General features: G+C 48.2%; 27 protein-coding genes, 3 tRNA genes and 3 pseudogenes. 10 read left to right on the forward strand and 23 right to left on the reverse strand.

Features of this window, described 5'->3' with window-relative positions:
• On the reverse strand, positions 1-71 hold a 71-nt coding region (locus ACHHZ7_RS23845), incomplete at its 3' end, for an IS1 family transposase (protein ID WP_001568368.1).
• Between the two features lie 132 nt (positions 72-203).
• Here ACHHZ7_RS23845 and ACHHZ7_RS23850 point away from each other — a divergent pair.
• Positions 204-887, forward strand: a complete 684-nt coding sequence (locus ACHHZ7_RS23850) for an acyltransferase (protein WP_123969789.1) — start codon at positions 204-206, stop codon at positions 885-887.
• A gap of 81 nt (positions 888-968) precedes the next feature.
• Here ACHHZ7_RS23850 and ACHHZ7_RS23855 read toward each other — a convergent pair whose 3' ends face one another.
• The 4 genes and pseudogenes from ACHHZ7_RS23855 to ACHHZ7_RS23870 form a co-directional block, all read right to left on the reverse strand.
• Entirely contained in the window at positions 969-2,441 is a 1,473-nt protein-coding gene (locus ACHHZ7_RS23855) for a hypothetical protein (protein ID WP_060683674.1), read from the reverse strand.
• A 135-nt stretch (positions 2,442-2,576) separates the two neighbouring features.
• A pseudogene (locus ACHHZ7_RS23860) lies at positions 2,577-2,761 on the reverse strand (hypothetical protein); the annotation flags it as partial.
• A gap of 21 nt (positions 2,762-2,782) precedes the next feature.
• A pseudogene (locus tag ACHHZ7_RS23865) lies at positions 2,783-3,142 on the reverse strand (hypothetical protein); the annotation flags it as partial.
• 55 nt (positions 3,143-3,197) lie between these two features.
• Positions 3,198-5,410 (reverse strand): annotated as a pseudogene (locus ACHHZ7_RS23870) (host specificity factor TipJ family phage tail protein).
• A gap of 247 nt (positions 5,411-5,657) precedes the next feature.
• Here ACHHZ7_RS23870 and ACHHZ7_RS23875 point away from each other — a divergent pair.
• Positions 5,658-5,885, forward strand: coding sequence for a DUF4224 domain-containing protein (locus ACHHZ7_RS23875; protein ID WP_071845312.1), 228 nt, complete (start codon positions 5,658-5,660; stop codon positions 5,883-5,885).
• Positions 5,885-6,895: a tyrosine-type recombinase/integrase gene (locus ACHHZ7_RS23880; protein WP_060683670.1), complete on the forward strand. Its 1,011-nt coding sequence runs from the start codon at positions 5,885-5,887 to the stop codon at positions 6,893-6,895. Before ACHHZ7_RS23875 ends, ACHHZ7_RS23880 begins: the two co-directional genes overlap by 1 nt.
• A 126-nt stretch (positions 6,896-7,021) precedes the next feature.
• Here the strand turns inward: ACHHZ7_RS23880 and ACHHZ7_RS23885 are convergent.
• The 6 genes from ACHHZ7_RS23885 to uvrY form a co-directional block, all read right to left on the reverse strand.
• Positions 7,022-7,108, reverse strand: a tRNA-Leu gene (locus ACHHZ7_RS23885).
• Positions 7,109-7,120: 12 nt separating this feature from the next.
• A tRNA-Cys gene (locus ACHHZ7_RS23890) sits at positions 7,121-7,194 on the reverse strand.
• A 51-nt stretch (positions 7,195-7,245) separates the two neighbouring features.
• Positions 7,246-7,321 (reverse strand) — tRNA-Gly (locus ACHHZ7_RS23895).
• A 151-nt stretch (positions 7,322-7,472) separates the two neighbouring features.
• On the reverse strand, positions 7,473-8,021 hold the full coding sequence (pgsA, locus tag ACHHZ7_RS23900) for a CDP-diacylglycerol--glycerol-3-phosphate 3-phosphatidyltransferase (protein WP_003030490.1): 549 nt from the start codon (positions 8,019-8,021) through the stop codon (positions 7,473-7,475).
• 55 nt (positions 8,022-8,076) lie between these two features.
• Positions 8,077-9,906: an excinuclease ABC subunit UvrC gene (uvrC, locus tag ACHHZ7_RS23905; RefSeq protein WP_060683669.1), complete on the reverse strand. Its 1,830-nt coding sequence runs from the start codon at positions 9,904-9,906 to the stop codon at positions 8,077-8,079.
• Positions 9,903-10,559 carry a UvrY/SirA/GacA family response regulator transcription factor gene (gene uvrY / locus ACHHZ7_RS23910; protein WP_006684079.1) on the reverse strand — a complete coding sequence of 219 codons (657 nt, stop codon included), beginning with the start codon at positions 10,557-10,559 and terminating at the stop codon, positions 9,903-9,905. Before uvrY ends, uvrC begins: the two co-directional genes overlap by 4 nt.
• A gap of 459 nt (positions 10,560-11,018) precedes the next feature.
• On the opposite strand from uvrY, the gene ACHHZ7_RS23915 reads away from it, so the two are divergent.
• Positions 11,019-11,243: a DUF2594 family protein gene (locus tag ACHHZ7_RS23915; protein ID WP_003030482.1), complete on the forward strand. Its 225-nt coding sequence runs from the start codon at positions 11,019-11,021 to the stop codon at positions 11,241-11,243.
• A gap of 66 nt (positions 11,244-11,309) precedes the next feature.
• Here the strand turns inward: ACHHZ7_RS23915 and sdiA are convergent, their stop codons facing one another.
• From sdiA to ACHHZ7_RS23955, 8 genes are all read right to left on the reverse strand, one after another.
• Positions 11,310-12,032 (reverse strand): transcriptional regulator SdiA, encoded by a 723-nt coding sequence (gene sdiA, locus ACHHZ7_RS23920; RefSeq protein WP_048224267.1) that lies wholly within the window; start codon positions 12,030-12,032, stop codon positions 11,310-11,312.
• Between the two features lie 230 nt (positions 12,033-12,262).
• The gene (tcyN, locus tag ACHHZ7_RS23925; RefSeq protein ID WP_003030477.1) at positions 12,263-13,015 is read right to left on the reverse strand and encodes an L-cystine ABC transporter ATP-binding protein TcyN; all 753 of its coding nucleotides are present in this window, start codon (positions 13,013-13,015) and stop codon (positions 12,263-12,265) included.
• Entirely contained in the window at positions 13,012-13,680 is a 669-nt protein-coding gene (gene tcyL / locus ACHHZ7_RS23930) for a cystine ABC transporter permease (protein WP_003030474.1), read from the reverse strand. The genes tcyN and tcyL overlap by 4 nt, the downstream gene beginning before the upstream one ends.
• 21 nt (positions 13,681-13,701) lie before the next feature.
• A complete protein-coding gene (gene dcyD, locus ACHHZ7_RS23935; protein WP_032943823.1) occupies positions 13,702-14,688 on the reverse strand; it encodes a D-cysteine desulfhydrase in 987 nt (328 codons plus the stop codon).
• 107 nt (positions 14,689-14,795) lie between these two features.
• Complete coding sequence (tcyJ, locus tag ACHHZ7_RS23940; RefSeq protein ID WP_003030469.1) at positions 14,796-15,596, reverse strand: cystine ABC transporter substrate-binding protein; 801 nt, start codon at positions 15,594-15,596, stop codon at positions 14,796-14,798.
• A 100-nt stretch (positions 15,597-15,696) separates the two neighbouring features.
• On the reverse strand, positions 15,697-16,248 hold the full coding sequence (fliZ, locus tag ACHHZ7_RS23945; protein WP_016150547.1) for a flagella biosynthesis regulatory protein FliZ: 552 nt from the start codon (positions 16,246-16,248) through the stop codon (positions 15,697-15,699).
• A gap of 57 nt (positions 16,249-16,305) precedes the next feature.
• Positions 16,306-17,025 (reverse strand): RNA polymerase sigma factor FliA, encoded by a 720-nt coding sequence (locus ACHHZ7_RS23950; RefSeq protein WP_003030465.1) that lies wholly within the window; start codon positions 17,023-17,025, stop codon positions 16,306-16,308.
• Between the two features lie 162 nt (positions 17,026-17,187).
• Positions 17,188-18,879, reverse strand: coding sequence for a FliC/FljB family flagellin (locus ACHHZ7_RS23955; RefSeq protein WP_060683668.1), 1,692 nt, complete (start codon positions 18,877-18,879; stop codon positions 17,188-17,190).
• A gap of 255 nt (positions 18,880-19,134) precedes the next feature.
• Here ACHHZ7_RS23955 and fliD point away from each other — a divergent pair, with 255 nt between their 5' ends.
• From fliD to amyA, 4 genes are all read left to right on the forward strand, one after another.
• Entirely contained in the window at positions 19,135-20,547 is a 1,413-nt protein-coding gene (gene fliD, locus ACHHZ7_RS23960; RefSeq protein ID WP_060683667.1) for a flagellar filament capping protein FliD, read from the forward strand.
• A 15-nt stretch (positions 20,548-20,562) separates the two neighbouring features.
• Complete coding sequence (gene fliS / locus ACHHZ7_RS23965; RefSeq protein WP_048216065.1) at positions 20,563-20,970, forward strand: flagellar export chaperone FliS; 408 nt, start codon at positions 20,563-20,565, stop codon at positions 20,968-20,970.
• A complete protein-coding gene (gene fliT, locus ACHHZ7_RS23970; RefSeq protein ID WP_008785101.1) occupies positions 20,970-21,341 on the forward strand; it encodes a flagella biosynthesis regulatory protein FliT in 372 nt (123 codons plus the stop codon). The genes fliS and fliT overlap by 1 nt, the downstream gene beginning before the upstream one ends.
• A gap of 68 nt (positions 21,342-21,409) precedes the next feature.
• Entirely contained in the window at positions 21,410-22,897 is a 1,488-nt protein-coding gene (gene amyA / locus ACHHZ7_RS23975) for an alpha-amylase (RefSeq protein ID WP_048216064.1), read from the forward strand.
• Positions 22,898-22,937: 40 nt separating this feature from the next.
• On the opposite strand, the gene yedD is transcribed toward amyA, so the two are convergent.
• Entirely contained in the window at positions 22,938-23,351 is a 414-nt protein-coding gene (yedD, locus tag ACHHZ7_RS23980; protein ID WP_003030454.1) for a lipoprotein YedD, read from the reverse strand.
• Positions 23,352-23,536: 185 nt separating this feature from the next.
• On the opposite strand from yedD, the gene yedE reads away from it, so the two are divergent.
• Positions 23,537-24,742 carry a selenium metabolism membrane protein YedE/FdhT gene (gene yedE / locus ACHHZ7_RS23985; RefSeq protein ID WP_048235181.1) on the forward strand — a complete coding sequence of 402 codons (1,206 nt, stop codon included), beginning with the start codon at positions 23,537-23,539 and terminating at the stop codon, positions 24,740-24,742.
• Positions 24,739-24,972: a sulfurtransferase-like selenium metabolism protein YedF gene (gene yedF / locus ACHHZ7_RS23990; protein WP_000790504.1), complete on the forward strand. Its 234-nt coding sequence runs from the start codon at positions 24,739-24,741 to the stop codon at positions 24,970-24,972. The genes yedE and yedF overlap by 4 nt, the downstream gene beginning before the upstream one ends.
• Positions 24,973-25,392: 420 nt before the next feature.
• On the opposite strand, the gene ACHHZ7_RS23995 is transcribed toward yedF, so the two are convergent.
• From ACHHZ7_RS23995 to ACHHZ7_RS24005, 3 genes are all read right to left on the reverse strand, one after another.
• Positions 25,393-25,803 carry a tail fiber assembly protein gene (locus ACHHZ7_RS23995; RefSeq protein ID WP_060683666.1) on the reverse strand — a complete coding sequence of 137 codons (411 nt, stop codon included), beginning with the start codon at positions 25,801-25,803 and terminating at the stop codon, positions 25,393-25,395.
• A 2-nt stretch (positions 25,804-25,805) separates the two neighbouring features.
• Positions 25,806-26,624: a phage tail protein gene (locus tag ACHHZ7_RS24000; protein WP_192473962.1), complete on the reverse strand. Its 819-nt coding sequence runs from the start codon at positions 26,622-26,624 to the stop codon at positions 25,806-25,808.
• Positions 26,625-26,729: 105 nt separating this feature from the next.
• On the reverse strand, positions 26,730-26,839 hold a 110-nt coding region (locus ACHHZ7_RS24005), incomplete at its 5' end, for an IS1 family transposase (protein ID WP_019725171.1).

A 26,839-nucleotide genomic window follows, 5' to 3' on the forward strand; every position in this document is an offset into this window, starting at 1 on the left:
GTGCTTTTGCCGTTACGCACCACCCCGTCAGTAGCTGAACAGGAGGGACAGCTGATAGAAACAGAAGCCACTGGAGCACCTCAAAAACACCATCATACACTAAATCAGTAAGTTGGCAGCATCACCGCGCTCTGGTTGTAAATGTTTTTTTTGGTCATATATTCAACCCACAGTTCACATCATTTGAGTTATTATCAAGTGCCGTGAAAACAATATCATTGAATGGCTATAGTCAGTCTGCATCTTCTACTGACTTCATCCATTCTCAATTGATAAATGGCAGTTTGTGGACACTTCCACTTGAAGTTGCCTGTTATTTGCTTGTTGGTATAGTTTTAGCAACGGGTAAAAATACCAATTTATTTATTTTAATTCTTATAGCAACATTGTTTTTATCTGTATATACACTAAGTTATGGTGTTCAGCTATCAGTATTATCAATTCCATTTATGCTATTTTCAACCAGAGCTCTAGCATTTTTTATTGGATGCGTAATGGCCATGCATGTAAAAAAATGGAATACTACAAAAATAAAATTATTTTTAGTTTCTTTTTTAGCTATTTATTCGTATAGCAACCAAGGTAGCCCTATTAACTTTATTATATCTTGTTTTGTTTTATGCAGCGTTCTAACGATAATTATTTGCACTTCTATTAATGATAAGATCATATCTGGGAGATTTGATTATTCATATGGTATATATATTTACGCATTCCCGGTGCAACAGGTTGTCATTAACAAGCTACAGTTACCATTTTACCAAGGTCTGATATTAAGTGCTGTTATTGTCATCGCACTTGCAGCTGCTTCTTGGCATTTAGTTGAAAAAAGATTCTTACGCGGTAAGCAAAAAAATGATATACCGAAATGCGAGAGTGCATATTAATTAATTAATACTCAATAATCTAGCTATTTACCGCTATAAATAGACGCGAACAAATTGTACGCGTCTATTTGCAAAATTAGACTAATTCTTAAATGCACCTATTATTTTAACTGAGTACCCAGATGCTATTAAGTCTCCAACCGTATCTGTTAGTTGCAGAATAGCCGCCCCATTTACTCCTATTGCATTTGTAAGCGATACTTTTACTCGCAGTGGCTCACCAGTAAAGCCACCATTAATAACAGTATATCCATTTATTTTTAGAGCAATAGTTCCGGTTGTGGTCTGACCACCATTTATTACACAAGATACAGAAGATACAGAAGATATTAATCCATCATCAATTGTGACCGCATTGTTAATGCTAGTTTCTTGCGCAGTATTTCCACCTTTAAAATTATAGAGTCGAATTGCTGAAAATGCCGGCGCAAATTTATCATATGCAGTCCCCCATCCAACATTATCACAATCTTTTGTCTCTATATCTATAAGTCCAGACACAACGCCAGCAGACCCTGAGTCAAAATATTTTGCTATACCCCGTGCTAAATTGTTATTCCATTTAAATCTATTATGGCTTCCGTAGCTTGCAATTAAAGTCGTGCAATCCTTAAAAGTGCAACCGCTTATCTCGTTATTACTTCCTCCATGAAGAACTACACCAGTCTGAGCTGAAGTTAGCTCAACGTAACGGCTAAAAGAACTGCGCAGGCACGACGCTTGGAGTGGAGGTGTGCATGTGAAACCGATCAATTGTCCAAATTTAGGATCATTTATAGTACTAGTTACTGAATCAATAACATATTCTTCGCCAGAATCTAGCCGTATTTTTATTCCTTGCTCAGGGGTAGGAGCTCCACTATATGTTGGTATGTAGGCTATGCCTGAATCAAATTTGTATATGCGATCATATGCTGACACCCTAGAATAAAAATCAATCAAATCCCTTTCACATATATTATTTTTTATGATCGCATCATCAACATCAACTAACTCTATTGCAGTTTTGCAGGAAATTGTTTTAGTTCCTACCGCAGAGAAATTAAGTGGATTATAAGCACTATCAGATGGGGCCTTTGATGCTGAAAAACCTATAAAACTATTAAATATAGAAGTGCCAACAATTTGAACATTAGTGCTATTGTTTACCACGCAAATGCCTTTCTGCGTATTAGAAATAATACCACCAATAATACTAGCTCTTTCATTTGAGTTAATAGTTTCAAACTCAACTCCGTAGAGACCGATCCACTTCATTAGTGGATTTGTTATTAGGGCAGATTTCACACCAGTACCACCAACACCAGATTGTACCTGACAGTTCTCCATAACTGGACTTTCAACATGATAATCATCGATATTAACATGAATAATTCCCCACGCCTTTACATCTCTAACGTTGGGCCTAATGCTATGACAAAGCCCTGTGCAATTCATATATTCAATACCTGTATCACCATCAGCAACGGGATCAGTACCGCCATTGAATTTGTCTAGTTTGGCACCAATGATAAAGGCATCAGATACTCTTGGGTTTGAGCACCCATCAAACACTATTATCCCACGATATTTATCAGCAAATATAAAATTAACGTCTATGGTAATAGTTGCCCCGTTACGAAACTCAACTACCGGATTTTTTTTATCTTTTACTAAAATGTGCGTACTGACAAATACATTACCAGGAATGATGATGTCACCACCAGTATCACTGATGGCATTGGTAATGGCGGCAGTATCATCCGTGATACCATCACATAAAGCCCCCCATCCACGGATATCACCGTCATCTCGCCATCTTGCAATCTTGCAATCTGAAGTTCAGGGTATTTTGTAGCTCCATCAGGATCAGATATTTGTTTCCTTAGCACATCACTAACATCCACAGCTAACCATTTACCGCTGCCAATGCCTCCAGAGGAATCTGGAGTTGAGCCAGAGGGTACCGTCTTAGGTAGAGTAGTAAGATCATCCCAGCGATACCATGCGTCTGTTGTCTCATCCTGGATGATGTCGCCAGCAGAATTAATAACTGCCCCGCCCTGAAATGTACCGACAGGATTAAAACCGAGGTTAGCGAGCGCTGTTTTATAACGCTGTTCCATCCCGTACCAGGTTAGGCGCGGTACGCCAAAACGGTCAGCATTCGTTTCATTGACCAAGTCATTCACAAGGTGATCAAAATTTTGTGCGTTATCATACAAATCTTTTGCAGCAGCAGACCCTAGCGGATTGCCAGTGTTGTAGGTCGTCATATGAGCCTCATAAACGAAAAAACCCGCCGAAGCGGGTTTATAGAAGGTGATTTATTTATGCAACATTACCTGGATATATAGCGTTATCGTACTGATAGAAAGAATCGCGATATTCTTTTGCCGTTACCTGACAGGTTCCATCAGATTGTGGGGCTATCTCTGAAATTAATGCGCTATATCCAACGCGGGATGATTCACAGAAAATCAGCCGCGGGGCTTCAATGGATGGGTCGTTTAGTATAATTCTGCTGAATTCGGCTTGTTCTGTTACTGATAGTTCATATTCATTTACCTTAGTAACTACCAGCAAATCTGAAGCAGAACCATCCTGATAGCGTATTAATGCGCGTGGGTTGTTAAATGTCCAGTCAAGTGGCTCTGACACAGTTACAGTCGTTACACCGTTATTTGTGCTCATAGCCTCAATCAACGTGCTTATTGTTTTGCTACCAGGAATATCATCAGTGAAGATTATCCTGTCGCCAACGTTATAGCAGAGAGCATCCATTTCCGTTGTAGTCGTGTGAGTAAGACGTTGCTGTCGATACTCATCGGTCTTCGCATACCTATCTGATAAGCGCGGTCCTGATCAAGAATACCATCAAGCGTATAGTCCTCAATCTTTACCGGAGTTGGGTTATCTGATGTCCTGCACTGCACCGTCTCTTCAGCCCATGTGGTGCCGTTGATATATGTAACATCAACACCATCATAGTCATCTGCTGACGGAGCAACGAAAGCCGTCTGAAGCGGATCAGTCATCTCCTGTGGGCTGATTATTCCTGTCCACGTTTTCACGCCTTCCCTTGCTACAGATGCCAGACCATCGGTAAGAATGAAGTAACTTTTTCCTGCATTTGTCACCTTCTGAAGCATCTCCAGCGCAGAAACAGAATCCGTGGTGGCAAAGTCAAAAAATTCGCTGCCAGGAGTCCAGTAAGTAGTTTCTAGTGAGTCAATAGCTTCACGGTCCATCGCCAGACCCAACTCATTACCTATATGATACAGAGCACCAGAAATGCTCCTTGACACACCAGAATCATAAACTCGCGTGGCTACAACGTTTACGCGGCGATCTGACTGAGCAGCCAGTTTACCGCACGTTTCCACCGTAACCGCCATTGAGGTGACGCCAGAATAAGATGCCGGTCGAGACAACAAACGTCCTCGTAATGACTCCCAGTACATATTATCACGACTGTTATCCTGACCCTGCTCGTTCGTGCGGCGAGCTCTGACCTCTACCAGCGCAGGCGCATCCAGCGTGACTCGTTCGGTGAATCCCAGTCCATTGATATTCTGGAGGTAGTACGATCCGGTTTTACTTATCCACCCTGCGCCTGAACTATATGGCCGGTACTGAATCTCCCACGTCACCTCACGGTTTTGCTTGTTCCTTTTTTGTTGTACCCACAAATTCCGTTTGGGAAGAAGAAATTTACTTCTAACATATCAACAACTTCATTTTCTGGGCACGCCAGAAAAGGCCTCATCCAACTATCGTTCTCATTTAAACCGTTGGCTTCAAAATCAAGAACTGTACGCGGTGAAAATCCAGGCCATGACGGATCAACGCTGCCATCAATAACCCGCTCCAGAATTACCATCTATATCAAGAATCTTATATTCGCTTCCGGAATGGGAAACAGATAGCCTGACATAATCCTCAGGAATCCCGGTGAACGGAGTCCCGGTAGCGCTATCGTAAGCCAGGGTTATTGATGCGGTAATCACATCTTCGCCGACTGGCTCAGAGTGAGGTATAAAATCAGCAATGAATAGTTGGTAATCAATGCTGTTGTACCAGAGAGTTACAGGCATCCCAATATAAGGAGCTATTTCCTCAAGCGTGTCACTGGTAATTCTGCTGTAAGCACCATCATTAGTTACCACATAGGAATCAGGAACAATTAACTCAACAATTGCACCAACAGTCCATGTATCTGGAAGGTCATTTGTTGTTCCATCTCCATCATCCGTGCTCAGCCCATTAAATGTTATTGTCGGTCCGGAAACGGTTAGCGAATTAGCAACAACATCTTACGTGTCCGGCGCGGTTTGCGCCATATCAAGACCAGAACCAGATGCGGTTCCCCCAACCTCTGCGGAATTGAACCAGTTTTCTGATCGTTGATCCCCACTAACGTTTTGCCTGGGTTGATACACTGTGTAGTTAAACCCATCACCAAGAGAGGCAATTGGGGTTGATCCTACACGAATATCGCCATCCCCAAATGAAAAACGCCCTCTCCCCATAACAACGAACATTTCAACTGTCATTACCGTTGGATCATCAACTGAGAATCTTGTTACAGGCTGCACTGCATAGTCAGGATAAATACAGCTTCGTCCAAATAACTCACGCATCGGATCGCCCAATTTTGCGTTATTCGCTTTAGCAGGATTTACATCAAGAGGGTTTCCCGTTCCTGATGAATAACCGCCAAGGTCACCAACACCAGGAGCAAAGAAAAGAGCATACGCGACTACAGCCGGTTTAAGTGGAGAACTATGTATGAGCGGACAAATCCAACGATTTCTTACTCCAGATGACCTCTATCAATTAACTGGTTATCATCGCCCTTGCTTACAGTGTAAAGCTCTGAGGGATAGTGGAGTATTTTTTATCCCACGTAAGGACGGCAGACCAGGAACAACATGGGATCATGTATCAAACCCGGTTGGCCTTAAGTTGATAGTGAGCAATCCAGAGGAAGAAGAACCAAACTTTAAGGATATGTAATGTCTAGAGCTCGCAAAAACCCTGAGGATAACTGGATGCCTCCCCGCGTTCGCCGGGGAAAATCTGCTTATGAGTTTCGCACAACAGATGGTCGTACCATCAGGTTGTGCAATCCTAATCTAACAAAATCGCAGGTATGGGCAGCTTACGAAAACTTCATAAACGATTTAAAGGTTGGTACGAACTTCAACGCACTTTGTGAAGAGTTCTTTAATTCCGGCGATTTCCACGAGTTAGCAACTGAAACACGTAAAGACTACAGAAAATACGGTTCAAAGGTAAATGTTGTCTTCGGGAAAATGAAGCCGGATAACATCAAGCCAGAGCACATCAAAAAATATATGGATAAACGAGGTATTAAGAGCAGAGTTCAGGCAAACCGCGAGAAAGCATTTATGTCCAGGGTGTTTCGGTGGGCATACGAACGAGGAAAGGTGAAGATGAATCCTTGCCAGGGCGTAAAGCAATTTAAAGAGCAGGCTCGGACCCGTTATATTAGCGACAGGGAATATGATGCACTTTATAGCGTTGCTTCTATTCCCGTAAAAGTTGCAATGGAGTTGGCATATCTATGTTGCGCCCGCCAGGGAGACATTCTTGACCTCAAAAAGAGTCAATTATTGAGCGAAGGAATTTTAATTCAGCAGAGTAAAACCGCAGTTAGCCAGATCAAGGCCTGGACAAAACGTCTGGAGGATGCCGTTAATCTTGCTGACAGCATTCCTCTTAACAGCGGGATGGTAAGTATTTTTGTCATCCACCAGCCATCAGGTCTGCGATACACACGCGATGCTTTTAATGCGCAATGGATGAAGACTAAAAAACTTGCTGCTGAAAAATATCCAGACATCGATTTCCAGTTCACTTTCCATGATCTAAAAGCCAAAGGAATTTCTGATCTTGAAGGTACGCTTAGTGAGAAGCAGGAAATTTCAGGTCATAAAAACGCCTCGCAAACAGCGAGATATAATCGAAGAATTTCAGTTGTTCCGGTCGTCGGGGGGCAGTAATGCCCTCTTTTTTATGGCGAAGCTGAATGGCGAAACAATGGTGAATATGGAGCACAAAAACAAAAAAACCACCCGTAGGTGGTTTCACGACACTGCTTATTGCTTTGATTATTCTATTCTTTCCCATGGTACCCGGAGTGGGACTTGAACCCACACAGCGCGAACGCCGAGGGATTTTAAATCCCTTGTGTCTACCGATTCCACCATCCGGGCTCGGGAAGAAATTGGAGGCGCGTTCCGGAGTCGAACCGGACTAGACGGATTTGCAATCCGCTACATAACCGCTTTGCTAACGCGCCGAAATCTTCTGGCTTTACAGCCGACATCCGCTATTGCCGATGTCTTAAATTTGGAGCGGGAAACGAGACTCGAACTCGCGACCCCGACCTTGGCAAGGTCGTGCTCTACCAACTGAGCTATTCCCGCATCACCAAGTAACTTTGTTAATCACTTGATTTTGTTATCGTCTGGCAATCAGTGCTGCCGTTCGATGCGTTGCATTCTACTTACCTGACGCAATGAGTCAACGATATTTTTCACCACTGACGATCGTTTGCTGAAATTTGCGTCGAAACGATCACTGATCAAGCAAATCTCCACGTGCAGCGCTCAAATACTGGAACATTGACCACAAAGTCAGTATCGCGGCGACGAAGAAAAGTGCGATCCCAGCATACTCTACCCAGATATTTGGACGCCACAGCAGCCAGGCCAGCGCGGCCATTTGCGAAGTGGTTTTCACTTTACCGATCCAGGATACGGCTACGCTGCTGCGTTTACCCAGTTCGGCCATCCATTCACGCAGTGCAGAGATGATAATTTCACGCGCAATCATTGTTGCGGCAGGAAGCGTCACCCACCAGCTGTGGTAATGCTCTGTCACCAGGACCATCGCGATTGCCACCAGCACTTTATCAGCGACCGGATCGAGGAAGGCGCCAAAACGCGTGCTTTGGTTCCAGCGGCGCGCCAGAAAACCGTCAAACCAGTCAGTGACCGCTGCGATACAGAAGATCAGCGCACAAACAAAGGGAGCCCAGGTGAATGGCAGGTAAAAAGCCAATACAAAGAATGGGATCAGGATGACGCGAAACAGCGTGAGCAACGTAGGGATATTAAATTGCATATGACGGATAACTATCTGTTGTCAGTGAAATTACCCCTATGTTGCTACAGAGGGCCTAATGTTTCAACGAGTAGAAGATCTTTTCTGCCAGAGCTTGCGAAATACCCGGCACTTTTGCAATTTCTTCGATACTTGCGTTACGAAGGCCTTGCAAACCTCCCATATATTTCAACAACATCTGGCGACGCTTTGGCCCGACACCTTCGATGGTCTCAAGCGTGCTGGTGCTTTTCACCTTCGCCCGCTTTTTACGATGCCCGCTAATCGCATGATCGTGAGATTCATCGCGGATATGCTGGATAACGTGCAATGCAGGCGAATCCGGCGGCAGGCTAAAGCCCTCACCTTCCGGCTCAAAGAACAGCGTTTCCAGCCCTGCTTTACGATCGGCCCCTTTTGCCACCCCCAGCAAGAGTGGGTGCTGTTTGTCCCAGGGAACATCCAGCTCAGCAAAAACGGCTTTCGCCTGCCCTAACTGACCTTTACCGCCGTCGATCAATATGACGTCCGGAATCTTACTTTCTTCAATCGCCTTACCATAACGCCGACGCAAAACCTGATTCATCGCCGCATAATCATCACCCGGCGTAATGCCGGTAATATTGTAACGCCGATATTCTGCGCGCAGCGGGCCATTGGCATCAAAGACCACGCAGGAGGCTACCGTCTGCTCACCCATCGTATGGCTGATGTCGAAGCATTCCATACGCTTCACCGCAGGTAACTTCAATACCGATGCCAGCGCCGTCAGACGTTGCGTAATCGTCGACTGCTGAGAAAGTTTTGTGGTGAGCGCCACTGCCGCGTTGGTCCGCGCCAGCTTGAGATAACGTGCGCGATCTCCTCGCGGTTTCGTCTGCACGTTAATCTTCCTGCCGGCCAGTTCAGACAGAGAGTCTGCCAGCAGGGTTTTATCGCTAAGATTAAAATCGAGCAGGATCTCCCCGGGTAAGGTACGCATCTGGCTCCCCTGCAGATAAAACTGCCCGACAAAGGTTTCGACGACCTCGCCGAGTTCCGTGCCACCGGGTACTTTCGGGAAATAGCTGCGGCTGCCCAGCACTTTACCCTGGCGAATAAACAGAACATGTACACAGGCCATACCTGCGTCAAACGCCACGCCAATGACGTCCAGATCGTCTCCGGTATTAGAGACAAACTGTTTTTCTGTCACGCGACGTACGGCCTGAATTTGGTCACGAATGCGCGCAGCCTCTTCAAACTCGAGATTTTGGCTGGCCTTTTCCATGCGGGCGATCAGCTGCGTTAATACCTGATCGTCTTTTCCGGACAGGAACAGACGAACATACTCGACCTGCTGAGCATACTCTTCCTCACTCACCAGACCCGCGACACACGGACCGAGACAGCGGCCAATCTGATATTGCAGACAAGGCCGAGAACGGTTGCGATAAACGCTGTTTTCGCACTGGCGGATAGGGAATATTTTCTGCAACAGCGCCAGCGTTTCACGCACCGCATAACCGTTCGGGAACGGTCCAAAGTACTCGCCTTTGGCATGCTTTGCCCCGCGATGCATCGCCAGACGCGGGTGGGTATCGCCGCTAAGGAATATAAAAGGGTAGGATTTATCATCGCGCAGCAATACGTTATAGCGCGGCTGATACAGTTTGATGTAGTTGTGCTCAAGCAATAACGCTTCGGTTTCAGTGTGCGTTACCGTGACATCAATCTGCTGGATTTGCGTGACCAGCGCTTCGGTCTTGCGTGACGCAAGATTACTACGGAAGTAGCTGGAAAGCCTTTTTTTCAGGTCTTTCGCTTTCCCGACATAGATAACCGTCCCGGCGGTATCATACATACGATAGACGCCGGGCTGACTGGTCACGGTTTTCAGGAACGCTTTGGCATCAAACTCGGTCACTGGCTTGTTAATGTCTCCGCATTACACAGGCCATGGCGAATTGCCAGGTGAGTCAGCTCTACATCGCCATGAATGTTTAATTTACTGAACATTCGATAGCGATAGCTGTTCACCGTTTTAGGACTAAGATTCAGTTGCTCTGAGATCTCATTGACCTTCTGACCTTTGGTGATCATCAGCATAATCTGCAACTCGCGTTCAGACAAACTGGCAAACGGGGTTTCCGTTTTCTCAGGCTCAATCTGGCTGAGCGCCATTTGCTGAGCGATATCGGAGGCAATATAACGCTGCCCGGAATAAACCGAACGAATCGCACTCACTACTTCCTGGGGGGCGGCGCCTTTGCTGAGATACCCTGCGGCACCTGCCTGCATAACTTTTGCAGGTAATGGGTTTTCGGTGTGTACCGTCAGCATGATCACTTTAATGTCTGCCGTGGAACGCGCAATTTTGCGGGTTGCTTCCAGACCGCCAATACCGGGCATATTCATATCCATCAGCACAACGTCAACGGAATTTGAGCGGCACCATTTTACCGCATCTTCACCGCAGCACGCTTCGCCGACAACTTTTATGCCTTTTATATCTTCCAGAATGCGTCGTATCCCTGCGCGCACCAGTTCGTGGTCATCAACAAGAAAAACGTTGATCAAAGGAATATCTCCAGAATAGGGATAACGCTACCGATAGTTAATCGGCCCTATGTTAACGGGTTTTATCTCAACTTTGAAATGTAAAAAACGCCCGACTTTCGATTTTGCTCTCGTTTTTGGAAATTAGATTGTACGACGAGTGGAAACTTTCAGTCCTGACAGCCTTCTGCCACGGTTATATCTGCATAGCTGTTTCAGAATAGTGACAAAAAATTCATATTCCCCCGCTGAATGCAAAATAGGCAGTCAAAGTTGTAACAATAATTAACGAGGAAAATACTCGAAATAAACAACATGTGGAGAAAATATATGCACTGCAACATGTTGTTTATTTTAATGTCCACAACATTGGTCCGCGCAAAAAACAACCACAGATATTTTTAGCCTCGCTTATGGTATACTCCGCCGCCTTAAGATTTGACATCGCACTTTTTCATTGAAACATAACGAGGAAAATAAATGAGTACGCCTGACTTTTCCACTGCTGAGAATAACCAGGAACTGGCCAATGAAGTCACCTGCCTGAAAGCCATGTTAACGCTGATGCTGCAGGCAATGGGTCAAGCCGATGCAGGCCGCGTGATTCTTAAAATGGAAAAACAGCTCGCGCTGATTGAAGATCAATCACAGGCGGCGGTATTTTCCAACACGGTTAAGCAAATTAAACAAGCTTACCGCCAGTAAAAAGAAACCGGCTGATAGCAATGCTCTCAGCCGGTTTTGCGTCTGACACTCAGAACGATAATTTACTCAGATAAGCCCGGTTGCCGCGGCATAGCAGGCTATCTGCGTTTTGTTTGGTGCATTGAATTTCTTTTGCATATTCTTCTGGTGGAAGTTCACGGTATTTTCAGAAATAGACAGAATGATGGCTATCTCTGAAGAGGTCTTCCCCTCCGCCGTCCATTTCAATATTTCCTTTTCCCGCTTGCTAAAGCGCATCTCTGGCGCCATGACCATGTCATCTTCCAGCCGCGTCAGTACAGACAGGCTTTCCCGTACCAGAAGCTGCATCCTGAGCTCCACTTCATCATTCGCAAAACGACTATTACGGATACTTGCGCGCGATACCGATAAAAAACCCAACGCCCGATTAGGCAACATTAAGCATTGCGTCATCCCTTTGCGTAAACCGTGATTGCGTGCTGCGTCCCACAAAGGTTGCGCATCGCGAAACAGAGTATCGTTCCAGGGTAAATGCCCCTGACTGAAGTTTTCAGGTTTCAGCACCGGATCAATGGCGAAATAATTTTCGGACTGATAATGCGCCACCCATGCTTTGGGATAGGTCGTATGAAGAGACGTTTTAGGTCGGGTAAAAGGTACCGGATGACGAACACAGAGCGCGTAAAAATCGAACTCTAAGTGCTGCGTCTGTTGTTGTAATTCCGTATAGACATCCTCTGCCGTCGCCATTTCCTGAAAGCGTAACAGCATGCTCCGTCGCCAGGTGAAGAAATCATGATCCTGCATACTAAGTGGTAATGCCCCTGAGATTGATAATCATCCAAACATATGAAACAAGCTAACACATAAATGTATTTTATATATGCAAATTATCGGACAAATGAAGAATTACTTGAGTATTACTCAACAGTGGAAGGAAGTAACAGATTCAAGCATTAATAATAAAGCAATAATTATAAATAGTTATGCGAACAGCACTCGCCAGAAACAATTCCGACGAGTGCTATATGCACTATTTATTGCATCAAAAACTTCTCAAGAAACTGACGGGTACGCGGCTGCTGCGGATGCGTGAATAAGGATTTTGCTGGTCCCTGCTCCACTATCCGTCCTTGATCCATAAATATCGCTCTATCGGCAACATCGCGAGCGAAGCTCATTTCATGCGTCACAATTACCATGGTGCGTTTTTCCTGCGCCAGTTGGCGAATGGTATTCAGCACCTCGCCAACCAGTTCAGGGTCAAGCGCTGAGGTAGGTTCATCAAATAAAATAACCTCAGGTCGCATCGCCAGTGCCCGGGCAATCGCCACACGCTGCTGCTGCCCACCGGACAGACGGCGCGGATAGCTGGTTTCTTTTCCCGCCAGCCCGACTTTTGCCAGCAGTTCGCGCGCACGGGCTGTCGCTTCGGCTTTCGGTTCGCCTTTGACAATCACCGGCCCTTCAATAATATTTTCCAGCACCGTCCGATGCGGGAACAAATTAAAGTTCTGGAACACAAAACCTACGTGCTGGCGCAACTGGCGAATCAGCCCTTTCTGCTGAGTTAACGACCGCGCGGTATCAATGGTTATCTCACCCACTTTAATGGTGCCCGCCTCCGGTTGCTCCAGCAAATTAATGCTCCGCAGCAGCGTGGTCTTTCCCGAACCGCTCGGTCCGATAATCGCTACTACTTCACCAGGTTTGACGTCAAGATCGATCCCATGCAGCACCGTTTGCCCATGAAATTTTTTGACCAGGTTTCTGACTTCGATAGCACTCATTTCGGCTCTCTCTCCTGGCGGTTCAGTTGTTCTTCAAAATAGTTCTGCAGCGCAGAAAGCACCGTCGCCATCACCCAGTAAATCAACGAGGCCGCCAGATACATCGTAAAGACTTCCAGCGTACGCGAGGTAATCAGCTGCGCCTGACGGAACAGTTCCGGAACCTGAATAGTGGCGGCCAAAGAGGTATCTTTCACCAGACTGATAAAGCTGTTGCTCAGCGGCGGCAACGCAACGCGCGCAGCCTGCGGCAGGATTGCCCGGCGCATGGTCTGCCAGCGCGTCATACCAATACTGGCGCCTGCCTCCCACTGCCCTTTATCGATGGAAGAGATTGCCGCACGCAGGGTTTCCGCAGCGTAGGCCGCCGTATTCAGCGACAAGCCAATCATCGCCGCCGGGATGGGATCAAGCTCAATACCAAACTGCGGCAGACCGTAATAGATCATGAACAGCTGGGCAATTAGCGGTGTTCCGCGAAAAATAGAGATATAAAAACGCGCCAGCCAGCGCACAGGCAACAGCGGCGACAGACGCATCAACGCCAGGATAAACCCCAGCACGAGGCCAAAAAACATCCCGCCGATACTCAGTTGCAGCGTAAAAACCGCGCCTTTGAGCAGATACGGCAGAGAATCAATTACCAGTTGGATACTTTCATGCATTAGCGTTTTTCGACCTGGTTGTTACACGTGAGGATGGTAGGCAAACAGTGCAGGTGCCCCACCGGTATGAATAAAGAGGATTGGTCCTTCGTCTTTAAAGCGCTTCTGGCTGATGCCGTCAATCAAACCCGCCATCGCCTTACCGGTATACACCGGATCCAACAAAATGCCTTCCAGGCGCGCCAGCAGTTTTACCGCCTCCATGCCTTCTTCGTTTGGCGTACCGTAGCCCGGCGCAAAATAATCGTCCCATAACAAGATATCCGCCGAGGCCGTCAGTTCCAGTTCACGGGCAATATCCTGCTGCAACGTTACTACTTTGGGCTTTTGATCGGCGACGCTGCGCGAGACGGTCACGCCGATCAGCTCGACGTCTGGCATCAGTTGTTCCAGGCCCACGGCCAGCCCGGCGTGCGTTCCCGCGCTGCCCGATGCCACCACAACGGAAGAAAGCGCAACGGCCCCTTCACACTGCTGGGCAATTTCCAGCGCGCTTTCCACATAACCCAATGCGCCCAGGGCGTTAGAACCGCCAACGGGGATCACATACGGGCGGAAGCCCTGTGCTTCAATGCGCGTCGCCAGTTCCTGAAGCTGCGCATTCGGGTCGGTCAGCGCATCGCACATTTCGATCTGCGTATTAAACAGGTCCAGCAGCAGACGGTTGCCATTGGTGAGATAGTTTTCCGCCGTGGTACCAATCGGATTTTCCAACAGCGCCACGCAGTGCAGGCCAAGCTTAGCCGCTACCGCCGCCGTCTGTCGAACATGGTTAGACTGGATGGCACCCGCGGTTATCAGCGTATCAGCGCCTTCACGAAGTGCGTCTGCGGCCAGGAATTCCAGCTTACGCAGCTTATTGCCACCCATGGCCATCGGCGTGACGTCATCGCGTTTGATGAAAATATCGCGCCCTAGGTAGTCGGAGAAGCGTGGAAGATATTCGAGCGGCGTTGGCGCGCCAATAAATTCCAGACGTGGAAAGCGCGTTAAATTATGCAGCGGCATACAGCCTCCGGTATTCGTTGTTGTGATGTTCTTTTTATTATGCACGTTCAGGCGCAATGAAATAAAAAAAGGCGCTGTTAAAGGCGCCTTTTTTATCCGGATGACGATTATTTCGTCACATCCGCCCCAAACCATTTTTCAGACAGGGCTTTCAGCGTACCGTCTTTCTGCATTTCAGCAATGGCCGCATCAACCGCTTTCAGCAGATCTTCATTGCCTTTGCGCAGCGCCACACCGGACTCCTGGCGGGAGAATGCTTCACCGGTCACAGCCAGCGTATCCTTGGTTTTCTTGACCAGATCCAGCGCTGCCAGACGGTCAACCAGAATGGCGTCGATACGGCCTACACGCAGATCCTGGTATTTGGTCGGGTCATCATCATAGGTACGAATATCCACGCCCTGCACGTTCTGGCGCAGCCACTCTTCATAGTTGGTGCCCAGACCAACGCCGACTTTTTTACCTTTCAGATCGGCAGCGGTCTTAATAACGCCTTCATTGCCTTTTTTCACCAGCGCCTGAATACCAGAAACCGTATACGGGGTAGAGAAATCGTATTTTTTCTTACGTTCGTCAGAGATAGTCACCTGGTTGATGACCACGTCAATGCGCTTAGAATCAAGAGAGGCCAGCATACCGTCCCACTTGGTCGGCTTCAGGTTAGCTTTCACCCCAAGGTGCTTGGCCAGTTCCTCAGCGAACTCTACTTCGAAACCGGTCAGCTTGCCGTCGTCACCCTGAAAACTAAACGGGGGATAGGTCCCTTCCAGGCCCACCAGCAGCGTGCCGCGCTCTTTAACTTTATTTAACAGACCTTCATCTGCATAAGTCTTTACGCTCATTCCGGCGACAAGTGCAACAGCCATTACACCCATCAGAGCCTGACGTCCCAGAAGTGCTAATTTCATAGTTACCCCGAATATTGTCATTAGTGACTATCATTTATGACTACAGTGTAAAGCGTTTACTGTGTTCCACAAACACGACTCTGTTACACCTTATTCGTTTTTAATATATATCAGAACTGGCTGTCCAGGAGGATTTCTGCATATGCCCTATATGCGTATGGGCTTTAAACTGCTCATACTTACGTAAGGCGATGCGGTAATTGTTGGTGCTGGTTTCCGGCAGCCACGGGGCAAGGTTTTCGTCGAGGAACCCTTCCTGCAGCAGGTCATGAGAGATATTTTGTTCGGTCAGGTGATTCCCGAGGCGACGCAGGCGGACAACGTATTCACGTACCGTGCCGTGACTCATTTCGGTCTGCTCAAATAAAAACTGTTTAAAACCGATAATGTCGAAAAAGTCGCTCTGCTCTTTGCAATGCAAATCACCGCAAAAACGACACAGTGCCACCCACTCTTTTTTCTCCTGCTCCCACTCGGCTTCATCCAACAAAGTGTCCAGTCGAGCAATGGCGATTTTATTCACAATTTGCCCGCGACGAACCAGCGTGATCCGGTCGAGCAACTTAAAGCAATGGGCGCAATGCGTCTGGCTGTGTTTGAAATCTTTGAGGTAGCGGCTTAGAGGCCGTCTTTTTGATTGCTGCACCGTCATGAGAACTCCTGGTAGTCAATTCGTAATGCGGCATTGTTCAGGGGTAATGATGTACCCCTATAGCTTACCCAGCTTGGTGCGTAGACGTTTGATGGCCTGACTGTGCAACTGGCTGACCCGTGATTCCCCGACTTCCAGTACCGCGCCAATCTCTTTCAGATTCAGCTCTTCCTGGTAGTACAGCGTTAACACCAGCTTTTCGCGCTCCGGCAACGCCTCGATCGCGTCCATCACGCGCTGGCGGAGGTTACCCTCAAGAAGCTGTTGTAACGGGTTTTCCTGCTGATGTTCTTCCGTCACCAGCTCAATACTATCGCCATGCTCTTCCCGCCACTCGTCATAAGAGAAGAGCTGGCTATTATTGGTATCGAGCAACATCTGACGATACTCTTGCACAGGAATAGCCAGACGCGCCGCCACCTCGGTTTCCGTCGCGTTGCGCCCTAATTCCTGCTCCAGTTGTCCCATCGCCTGTGCCACTTCGCGAGCATTGCGCCGAACGCTACGCGGCACCCAATCCCGGCTACGTAGTTCGTCCAGCATAGCTCCACGAATACGCTGCACTGCGTAAGTGGTAAATGCCGTTCCTTGCAAAGCGTCATATCGGTCAACGGCATTCAATAACCCGATGCCGCCCGCTTGTAGCAGGTCATCCAGTTCTACGCTCGCCGGCAAACGCACCTGAAGGCGCAATGCTTCGTGACGCACCAACGGTACATAACGCTGCCACAGCGAGTGTTTATCCATTACACCTTCAGCGGTATACAGTGAATTCACGATAAACAGCCCTGCGTTAAATGAGTTATCGGCATGATTATCCGTTTCTGCAGGGGTTTTAATCGGGTGAATAGTGGGTGAAATGGGGGGTTATTTAGGGGTTACGGGTAAAGCTAAATATAAAAAACCCCGCCGGAGCGGGGTTTGCGCGATAAGCGTAAATTAACGCAGCAGAGACAGAACGTTCTGCGTGGTCTGGTTAGCCTGCGCCAGAACAGAAGTACCCGCCTGTTGCAGGATCTGAGCACGAGACATGTTAGACACTTCGGTCGCGTAATCAGCGTCTTCGATACGGCTACGAGCAGAAGACAGGTTGTTTACGGTGTTACCCAGGTTGGTGATGGTAGAATCGAAACGGTTCTGCACCGCACCCAGGTCAGAACGCAGCGCATCAACCTGCGCCAGCGCTTTATCCAGGGCTTTCAGAGGGTCGGTCGTTTTATCTGACTTAGTTTCAGAGTCAATGCTAATTTTTCCAGAAGCATCTTTATAGGCAAGAGAGCCTGCACCGTCTGATATATTACCATTTTCAAACTCGTAATATGTTTCAGTTGTCTTTTTAGCAGTCGTTAAGGCTCCATTCTTATCTAGCTGAACAGTGTTTGCCCCTTGTTTGATTTTATCGGTAGCAGTTGCATCATAATTATATGTAGTTCCGCTCAACGCAATATCAAATTTAGAAGTGCTCTTATCCAAGACTGACTGCATCTTTTCTGCACTAATGGTGGCATCAGTTACTTTGAATTTTTTACCAGCGCCACCATCTGTCGATAAAACAACCCCATTTTCAGTTTTAATTGATACTGCAACTGGCGCACCAGCGTTAGCATTCACCTGAAGCTTATCAAGAGTTGCGGGTACAGGGGTGCCTGAACCTGTTTGAGTTAAGTTGCCAACACTATCAATAAACAGGTCTTTGCCATCTTCAGTTTTCAGAGCCCCTGCTTTATCAATTGTAACAACCTGAGATTGTGTCCCAATAGTTACTGTCGCTTTTGTTGTATCACCTGCATTTGGGTTTAAATAATTTAAAGCATCAGCAGAAGCAACTGAATCTGCTGCAGTCGTGAATTTAAACGAATTACTGGCTTTGTCATAGGTATAGGTAGTAGCACTTACACCTAATCCAGTGTCTGTACCAGTATAATTACTAATTGAATCGCCATCTTTAAGATTTTTGAACAAATCAGCTTGAGATGCAGCTTTGTTATCAATGTCTTTTGTATAAGTTATTTTTCCATCTGTCGCAATAGTTCCTGAAGCTGCAAATCCAGCCGCAATCATATCCTTTCCTGTTGCTGCACTATTAGCAACACTTCCCTTACCATTCACATTAAAACCAGTGAGACCCAACGTAGAGGAAGTAATTTCTTTCAGGTCGATGGTGATGGTTTCGCCGTCATTCGCGCCAACCTGAATTTTCATGGAGCTGTCGGACGCCAGTACTTTCACACCGTTAAACTGAGTCTGACCGGAAACACGGTCAATTTCGCTCAGACGCTGGGTGATTTCATTCTGGATGGAGTCCAGGTCAGACTGGGAGTTGGTGCCGTTGGTTGCCTGAACGGACAGTTCACGCACACGCTGCAGGTTGTTGTTGATTTCGGACAGTGCACCTTCAGTGGTCTGCGCGATGGAGATACCGTCGTTGGCATTACGAGAAGCCTGAGTCAGGCCTTTAACGTTAGCAGTAAAACGGTTAGCGATCGCCTGACCAGCAGCATCGTCTTTGGCGCTGTTGATACGCAGACCGGAAGACAGACGCTCGATAGCGGAGCTCAGGGAAGACTGAGATTTGTTCAGGTTGTTCTGGGTCAACAGCGACAGGCTGTTTGTATTGATGACTTGTGCCATGATCTTTTCCTTATCAATTACAACTTGATGTTATTGGGCTGTTGCCCACGGTTTCTCACCGTAACCCATGTATCGGCACCTTAAATTCGAACTTTAGAAAATTTTTACTTTCCGCCCTCTTTTTTCTTAGCCCCAGAAATACCCGCAATATGCCCCACTATTCTGCGCATTATTTTTACAAAACTATCATTAAACTTTGCGCGCAGATTGCCGATAACCCGCTTAACTACTGTTTGCAATCAAAAGGAATTAGGCATGGCTTCATTTACTTCTCTTGGCGTCGGTTCAAATCTGCCGCTGGATACGTTGCTGAACAACCTGACTATCGCGGAAAAAAAACGCTTAAACCCAATAACTCAACAACAAAGCGATAATACCGCGCGTCTGACCGCCTACGGCACATTAAAAAGTGCACTGGAAAAATTTCAGACTGCGAACACAGCGTTAAATAAAGCCGACCTATTCAAAAGCACAACCGTTACCAGCAGCAGTGAAGATCTGAAAGTGACCACCGAAGCGGGGGCGGCACCGGGTATCTATACCATTAGCGTCACCCAACTGGCACAAGCGCAATCTTTAAGAACCAATTCAGCGACTAAGATTGCGTCAATAAAAGACGCGCTGGGTGACAGTTCAGCAGAAACACGCACCATAAAAATTGCGCAGGAAGGCCGTAAAGAGCCACTGGAAATTAAGCTGAATAAAGACCAGACCTCACTGGATGAGATCAGCAAAGCGATAAACGATGCCGATAGCGGAATTTCGGCCAGCATCGTTAAGGTTAAAGATGGCGACTACCAATTGGTACTGACTGCCAGTGAAGGCGAAGCCAATAAAATGACTATCTCCGTTGAGGGAGACAGCAAGCTAAATGACCTGCTGGCGTATGACAGCAAAACCGGCACCGGGAATATGAAGGAACAGGTTAACGCTCAAAATGCGAAGTTAACCGTAAACGGTATCGATATTGAGCGTTCCAGTAATAAAATTACCGATGCCCCTCAAGGTGTAGTGCTCGACCTGACCAAAAAAGTCACTGACGTTCGGGTCACGGTAACAAAGAATAACGACAAAGCAACCGAAGCCATTAAAGGCTGGGTCGATTCATATAATTCCCTTATCGACACCTTTAATACGCTGACTAAATATAAAGAAGTTGATCCGGGTGCTGAAGCGCAAGACAAAAATAACGGAGCGCTGCTTGGTGACAGTGTTGTTCGTACGATTCAAAGTGGAATTCGTGCACAATTTGCCAACGGTGCCAGTGATGGCGCTTTTAAAACATTAAATGAAATTGGTATTAAGCAGGACGGCGCAACCGGCAAGCTGAAAATTGACGATGATAAGCTGAAAAAAGTCCTGAACGAAAATACAGCCTCCGTGCGTGAACTGCTGGTCGGCGACGGCAAAGAAACCGGTATTACCACCAAAATTGCCACTGAAGTAAAAAGCTATTTGGCTGATGACGGTATTATCGACAGCGCACAAGACAGTATTAACTCAACGCTGAAAAAACTGACTAAACAGTATCTGTCAGTTAGCGCCAGTATTGATGACACCGTGGCGCGTTACACGGCACAGTTTACGCAGTTAGACACCATGATGAGCAAGCTCAACAACACCAGTAACTATCTGAGCCAACAATTTACGGCGATGAATAAATCCTGATAACACGAGGTAAGTATGTATACCGCGAGCGGTACCAAAGCCTATGCACAGGTCAGCATAGAGAGTGGCGTAATGAGCGCCAATCCGCATCAGCTGATTGAAATGTTGTTTGATGGCGCGAACAGCGCCCTCGTGCGCGCTCGCCTGTTTATGCAACAGGGTGATATCGTCGCCAAAGGCGAGGCCTTAAGCAAAGCCATTAACATTATCGACAATGGTCTGAAAGCAGGCCTGGATCAGGAAACTGGCGGTGAAATCGCCACCAACCTGTCCTCGCTGTATGACTATATGATCCGCCGTTTACTGCAAGCTAACTTGCGTAATGATTGTCAGGCCATTGAAGAAGTCGAAGAGTTACTCGGCAACATTGCAGATGCCTGGAAACAGATCTCACCGAAAGCGTCGTCCCAGGAGTCTCGTTAATGACCTCAGCCGTGGAGTTTATCAACCGTTGGCAGCGCATCGCGCTACTCAGTCACTCGCTGCTGGAACTGGCGCAGCGGGGTGAATGGGACCTTTTACTGGAACAGGAAGTTACCTATCTGCAAAGTATTGAAGTGGTCATGGAAGAGCAAACTCCACCTGGTATTACACGAAGTATTCAGGACTTAGTGGCCGGGTATATTAAGCAAACGCTGGATAACGAACAACTGCTCAAAACGTTGTTGCAGCAGCGCCTGGATGAGCTCAGCAACCTCATCGGCCAGTCGACACGCCAAAAGACGCTGAATAACGCCTATGGTCGTCTTTCCGGTATGCTGCTGGTACCCGACGCCCCCACCTCGCCACAATAATTTCCCGTCTCGTCTGAATTATCTTCCATACTCCAGAGGTCGGCCAAACGACTTCTGGAGCACGGAAGATGAAAAATCCCACGTTATTGCAGTACTTCCACTGGTATTACCCTGATGGCGGTCAACTCTGGCCCGAGCTTGCCGAACGCGCAGGCGGACTCAATGATATCGGCATCAATATGGTATGGCTGCCCCCAGCCTATAAAGGCGCGTCTGGCGGCTATTCCGTTGGCTATGATTCCTACGATCTGTTTGACTTGGGCGAATTCGACCAAAAGGGAACCGTCGCCACCAAATACGGCGATAAAAACCAGCTGCTGGCGGCGATAGACGCGCTTAAGCACAATGATATTGCCGTGCTGCTCGATGTGGTGGTTAACCACAAAATGGGCGCAGATGAGAAAGAAAAGATCCGCGTCCAGCGCGTTAACGCCGAGGATCGCACGCAAATAGATGATGAGATTGTCGAGTGCGAGGGCTGGACGCGCTATACCTTCCCTGCCCGCGCTGGCCAGTATTCGCAATTCATTTGGGATTTTAAATGCTTCAGCGGCATTGACCATATCGAGAACCCAACTGAAGACGGGATTTTTAAAATCGTTAACGACTACACCGGCGAAGGCTGGAACGATCAGGTTGATGATGAGTTGGGTAATTTTGATTATCTGATGGGCGAGAACATCGATTTTCGTAATCACGCGGTGACTGAGGAGCTCAAATACTGGGCGCGCTGGGTGATGGAGCAAACCCAATGTGACGGCTTTCGTTTGGATGCCGTGAAACATATTCCGGCATGGTTTTACAAAGAGTGGATTGAGCACGTGCAGGAGGTTGCGCCCAAGCCGCTGTTTATCGTCGCGGAATACTGGTCCCACGAAGTCGACAAGCTGCAAACCTACATTAATCAGGTGGAGGGGAAAACCATGCTGTTCGACGCCCCTTTGCAGATGAAATTCCACGAAGCCTCCCGTCAGGGCCGCGATTACGACATGAGCCAGATTTTCACCGACACTCTGGTGGAGGCCGATCCGTTTCATGCCGTCACGCTGGTGGCCAATCACGACACCCAACCCTTGCAGGCACTCGAAGCCCCCGTCGAGCCGTGGTTTAAGCCGCTGGCCTATGCGCTGATCCTGTTGCGCGAAAACGGCGTACCGTCGGTGTTTTACCCTGACCTCTACGGAGCGCATTACGAAGACACCGGTGGCGATGGCGAAACCTATCCTATCGACATGCCGATCATTGAACAGCTCGATGAACTGATCCTCGCACGCCAGCGCTTCGCGCATGGGGTACAGACGCTCTTTTTCGATCATCCTAACTGTATCGCTTTTAGCCGCAGCGGTACGGATGAGGATCCCGGCTGTGTGGTGGTACTGTCTAACGGCGATGACGGAGAAAAGACCATCAATCTCGGCGCCAATTATGGCAATAAAACCTGGCGGGACTATCTGGGAAATCGTGAAGAAAGCGTGGTCACCGATGAAAACGGCGAAGCGACGTTTTTCTGTAACGGCGGGAGCGTCAGCGTGTGGGTGATTGAAGACGTGTTGTAAAGCTCAACCCCGGTGACCGATGGTTACCGGGGCGTACGGCTTATGGCAGCGGTGTTGCCAGCGGCGTTTTCTTTAACGCGTCAGCACATTCCTGCGTCGGGCGATCCACCCGCTGCAGCGTCATACCGTCATATTCCAGCGTATTGCCTTCGCGCTCGATCTCGTACAGCTCGCGTTTCACCGTCACGTTGGTGAGATCGCCAGAGAGCATCGTCAGTTTCCCCGGCAGCGCGATCACCCGCTGCCACTGGCGACAATCCAGCGTATCGCCCTCTTTCGTTATCACAAGGCTGGCAATGGCTTCCGGGCTGACCAGACTGCGTTGCGGACCTTTTGATTGCCAGTATCCTTCCAGACCGGCTGGCGCTGGCGTTTTCACCACGTCGTTATAATTTTCTACTTCGGCGCATCCGGTAAGCGCCAGAAATACACCAACGATTGCTAATTTTTTCATCATTCATCCTGCATGCGAAGAAAATGGGATTGTGGCATTAAAGGCCTGATGTCGCCAGCCTTTCGGCAGCGTTGAGAAAGATTGATCCAGACGGTGTTACCTCTTATTACTCATAGTCAAAAATTCTGAACGGTGTAGTATCCACACTTCTTGTTACATACCTTCTGAGTTCAGAGGCACAACGCATGTCATGGCAACACTTCAAACAGGCCTGGTTAATTAAATTTTGGGCCCCCGCCCCTGCGGTCATCGCAGCGGGTATTCTCTCTACTTACTATTTCGGCATTACGGGAACCTTCTGGGCCGTTACCGGTGAATTCACCCGCTGGGGTGGTCAAATCCTGCAACTGTTTGGCGTGCACGCCGAAGAGTGGGGATACTACAAGCTGATCCATCTCGAAGGCTCGCCGTTGACCCGCATCGACGGCATGATGATCCTCGGTATGTTCGGCGGCTGCTTTGCTGCCGCACTGTGGGCCAACAACGTTAAATTACGCATGCCGCGCAGTCGAGTGCGCATTATGCAGGCGATAGTCGGCGGGGCAATCGCCGGATTCGGCGCACGGCTGGCAATGGGCTGTAACCTGGCCGCATTCTTCACCGGCATTCCGCAGTTCTCACTACACGCCTGGTTTTTTGCGCTGGCCACGGCTATTGGCTCCTGGTTTGGCGCACGCTTTACATTGCTGCCAATGTTTCGTATTCCGGTCAAAATGCAAAAAGTCTCCGCCGCTTCGCCGTTAACGCAAAAGCCGGATCAGGCCCGTCGCCGTTTCCGCCTGGGCATGCTGGTGTTTATCGGCATGATCGGCTGGGCGCTACTCACGGCGATGGATAAACCCAAGCTCGGTCTGGCGATGCTGTTCGGCGTTGGGTTCGGTCTGCTGATTGAACGGGCGCAAATCTGCTTCACCTCCGCCTTCCGCGACCTGTGGATTTCCGGTCGCACCCACATGGCAAAAGCGATCATCTTCGGGATGGCGGTCAGCGCCATCGGTATTTTTAGCTACGTGCAACTGGGCGTCGAGCCTAAAATCATGTGGGCGGGTCCAAATGCGGTGATCGGCGGCTTGCTGTTCGGCTTTGGCATCGTTTTAGCGGGCGGATGTGAAACCGGCTGGATGTATCGCGCCGTCGAAGGCCAGGTGCATTACTGGTGGGTTGGTCTGGGCAACGTTATTGGCTCGACCATTCTGGCCTACTACTGGGATGATTTTGCTCCCGCGCTTGCCACCAACTGGGACAAAGTGAATCTGCTCAACACCTTTGGTCCGCTCGGTGGCTTGCTGGTGACCTATCTGCTGTTGTTTGCCGCGCTGATGCTGATTATCGGCTGGGAAAAACGTTTCTTCCGTCGCGCAGGGCTGACGCCTGCCAAGGAGTCTGTATGAAAAATATCGTGCCTGATTATCGCCTCGATATGGTCGGCGAACCGTGTCCATATCCGGCTGTAGCCACGCTGGAAGCGATGCCGCAATTGAAGAAAGGTGAAATTCTGGAAGTGGTGAGCGATTGCCCGCAGTCAATCAACAATATTCCACTGGATGCGCGTAATCACGGCTATACGGTACTGGATATTCAGCAGGATGGTCCAACGATCCGCTATTTGATTCAGAAGTAACTGGTTGCCGGATAGCGCTGCGCTTATCCGGCAAACATTCTCTGCACGTTGTCCCTACACCTGCATCGACATGATATGACCATGTATTTTTCATAAACGACAAAGATCGTCCAAGAGCGCACCAAATAACAGAAGGTTAGAGTCGTCATAAACATCAGTCGTCTAAGTTCACCTTAGAGCGAGTGATGTTTTATGTCCCACCCATGCCCCATCACACGCCCCATCTTCGAAAAACACACAACACCCTACGAACCAATGCATAGTTTTGTGCATCCCTCTTTTGTCTCTCTAAACAAAATTCTATTGGCCGATAAATTTATATGGCACGCCGTGACGCGTGCCGTCGGGAATATGAAAAATCAGGGGGGCCGAGCTAATACAGCCAATGTGACTGCGCGCGCCCCATCCCATCAAAGGTTCCTATATTGGCATCTCAGGCCAGACAGGGTTTGCTGAGTCAACCTTTGTTAGTGCATAGCGATATTTCTGCCATGCGGTCAGTTTTGGCTTATCCGCATCATCTATATATCCCCCCTCCAGGGCGTCTTTCAATGGACTGATAACTGAATCAGCCTCGGCGCGCAGCGCGTTAATTTTCGCCTGCACTCCGGCCTGCAACTCCTCGACTGTCGGTGGTGGAGGGGTAATCCAGGCTGGCCTCCCATTCTCGGTGCCAATTACCTTTCCCTGAGCGGGATTGAGGAAAATCGCTGCATGTTGCTCCTCGGTAACCTCAACCCCATCATCAGGCCATAATCCCAGCGATTTATATCTATCTTGTTCGCTTAAGGGATAGAAGCCATTTTTTTTTGCACTCCAGATATAATCCATCGTTAATATCCCATAGCTATATAGCCAGTATTGAATCCGCCCGGACCTGCCTGCCACGACTGAAATGTAGTCAATGTACGGGACGAAAATTGAGTACCGTTGCTCGCAGGGTTCTGAACATCTCCTGTTGCGATATTCTGAATGTCACTCCAGGACTGTGCGACAGAATATTCCAGACTGGTAAATGCCCGCGGCAGTGTAACCAGAACGGCTGTGACGCCAACTGGGTGCCCAACTCGTCCGCGCTGAATAATCAATCCTCCAGGCAGCTTCACCCACCCAGAACCACTTTCATACCCCAAATACTGGAGAATGCCATTCGCATCTTTCCCGCTCAGTGTTGTCAGAGTCGCATCTTTATTTTGTTTGTCGTTCAGACCATTTTGCAATGCGGTGGTAGTGGCTAATCTAATTACTGCATCTGTTGTGACATGCCGCATGTATGGCATTGCGGGATCGTTTGATTCAAATCCGGCAAATGATGCGTGGTCAGCTCGCAGGACGTTTTCAAGACCAAGGTATGTGATAACGTCAGTAATGGCGTTTTTCCCAATAATTCCCCGGCCTACCGATGTCAGGTCTGTCAGCGCGGCAGTATCATCACCGTTGAAGTACGGAAGTTTATTGGCTGCACCTACAAGACCGGCAAGGGCAGTCAGGGTGGCGTCGAGAGGTTGCGAAGTCTTATTGATTGCCGAAAGTAACTTTGTGACCAGACCCGCTACGTTACCGTCATCAAGCACATCGCTCCCGCTTTTGTCGCAAATAAATTGGGCCAGAACTGAAGCAATAAATGTTGCCTGTCGAATCGCTTTGTTCACTTCTTTAGAGTTGGCCTTACCGGAAGAAAATCCCGTAGACAGTGCTGCCAGTGCGAGATATTCCGCTTGAGTTAATACATTCGCTCCGCCGGTAATGACTCCAACTTATTGATAGTGTTTTATGTTCAGATAATGCCCGATGACTTTGTCATGCAGCTCCACCGATTTTGAGAACGACAGCGACTTCCGTCCCAGCCGTGCCAGGTGCTGCCTCA

The organism is Citrobacter freundii complex sp. 2024EL-00216 (assembly GCF_043945515.1).
Classification (GTDB): Bacteria; Pseudomonadota; Gammaproteobacteria; order Enterobacterales; family Enterobacteriaceae; genus Citrobacter; species Citrobacter portucalensis.

Bases quoted from the DNA above. Each gene is read 5' to 3' on its own strand.
- ACHHZ7_RS23995 (WP_060683666.1), bottom strand. From the start codon at position 25,803: ATGGATTATATCTGGAGTGCAAAAAAAAATGGCTTCTATCCCTTAAGC.
- tcyJ (WP_003030469.1), bottom strand. From the start codon at position 15,596: ATGAAATTAGCACTTCTGGGACGTCAGGCTCTGATGGGTGTAATGGCT.
- yedF (WP_000790504.1), top strand. From the start codon at position 24,739: ATGAAAAATATCGTGCCTGATTATCGCCTCGATATGGTCGGCGAACCG.
- tcyN (WP_003030477.1), bottom strand. From the start codon at position 13,015: ATGAGTGCTATCGAAGTCAGAAACCTGGTCAAAAAATTTCATGGGCAA.
- ACHHZ7_RS23915 (WP_003030482.1), top strand. From the start codon at position 11,019: ATGAGTACGCCTGACTTTTCCACTGCTGAGAATAACCAGGAACTGGCC.
- fliT (WP_008785101.1), top strand. From the start codon at position 20,970: ATGACCTCAGCCGTGGAGTTTATCAACCGTTGGCAGCGCATCGCGCTA.
- amyA (WP_048216064.1), top strand. From the start codon at position 21,410: ATGAAAAATCCCACGTTATTGCAGTACTTCCACTGGTATTACCCTGAT.
- ACHHZ7_RS23955 (WP_060683668.1), bottom strand. From the start codon at position 18,879: ATGGCACAAGTCATCAATACAAACAGCCTGTCGCTGTTGACCCAGAAC.
- pgsA (WP_003030490.1), bottom strand. From the start codon at position 8,021: ATGCAATTTAATATCCCTACGTTGCTCACGCTGTTTCGCGTCATCCTG.
- yedE (WP_048235181.1), top strand. From the start codon at position 23,537: ATGTCATGGCAACACTTCAAACAGGCCTGGTTAATTAAATTTTGGGCC.
- ACHHZ7_RS23880 (WP_060683670.1), top strand. From the start codon at position 5,885: ATGTCTAGAGCTCGCAAAAACCCTGAGGATAACTGGATGCCTCCCCGC.
- tcyL (WP_003030474.1), bottom strand. From the start codon at position 13,680: ATGCATGAAAGTATCCAACTGGTAATTGATTCTCTGCCGTATCTGCTC.
- ACHHZ7_RS23875 (WP_071845312.1), top strand. From the start codon at position 5,658: ATGAGCGGACAAATCCAACGATTTCTTACTCCAGATGACCTCTATCAA.
- yedD (WP_003030454.1), bottom strand. From the start codon at position 23,351: ATGAAAAAATTAGCAATCGTTGGTGTATTTCTGGCGCTTACCGGATGC.
- fliS (WP_048216065.1), top strand. From the start codon at position 20,563: ATGTATACCGCGAGCGGTACCAAAGCCTATGCACAGGTCAGCATAGAG.
- fliD (WP_060683667.1), top strand. From the start codon at position 19,135: ATGGCTTCATTTACTTCTCTTGGCGTCGGTTCAAATCTGCCGCTGGAT.
- dcyD (WP_032943823.1), bottom strand. From the start codon at position 14,688: ATGCCGCTGCATAATTTAACGCGCTTTCCACGTCTGGAATTTATTGGC.
- fliZ (WP_016150547.1), bottom strand. From the start codon at position 16,248: ATGACGGTGCAGCAATCAAAAAGACGGCCTCTAAGCCGCTACCTCAAA.
- sdiA (WP_048224267.1), bottom strand. From the start codon at position 12,032: ATGCAGGATCATGATTTCTTCACCTGGCGACGGAGCATGCTGTTACGC.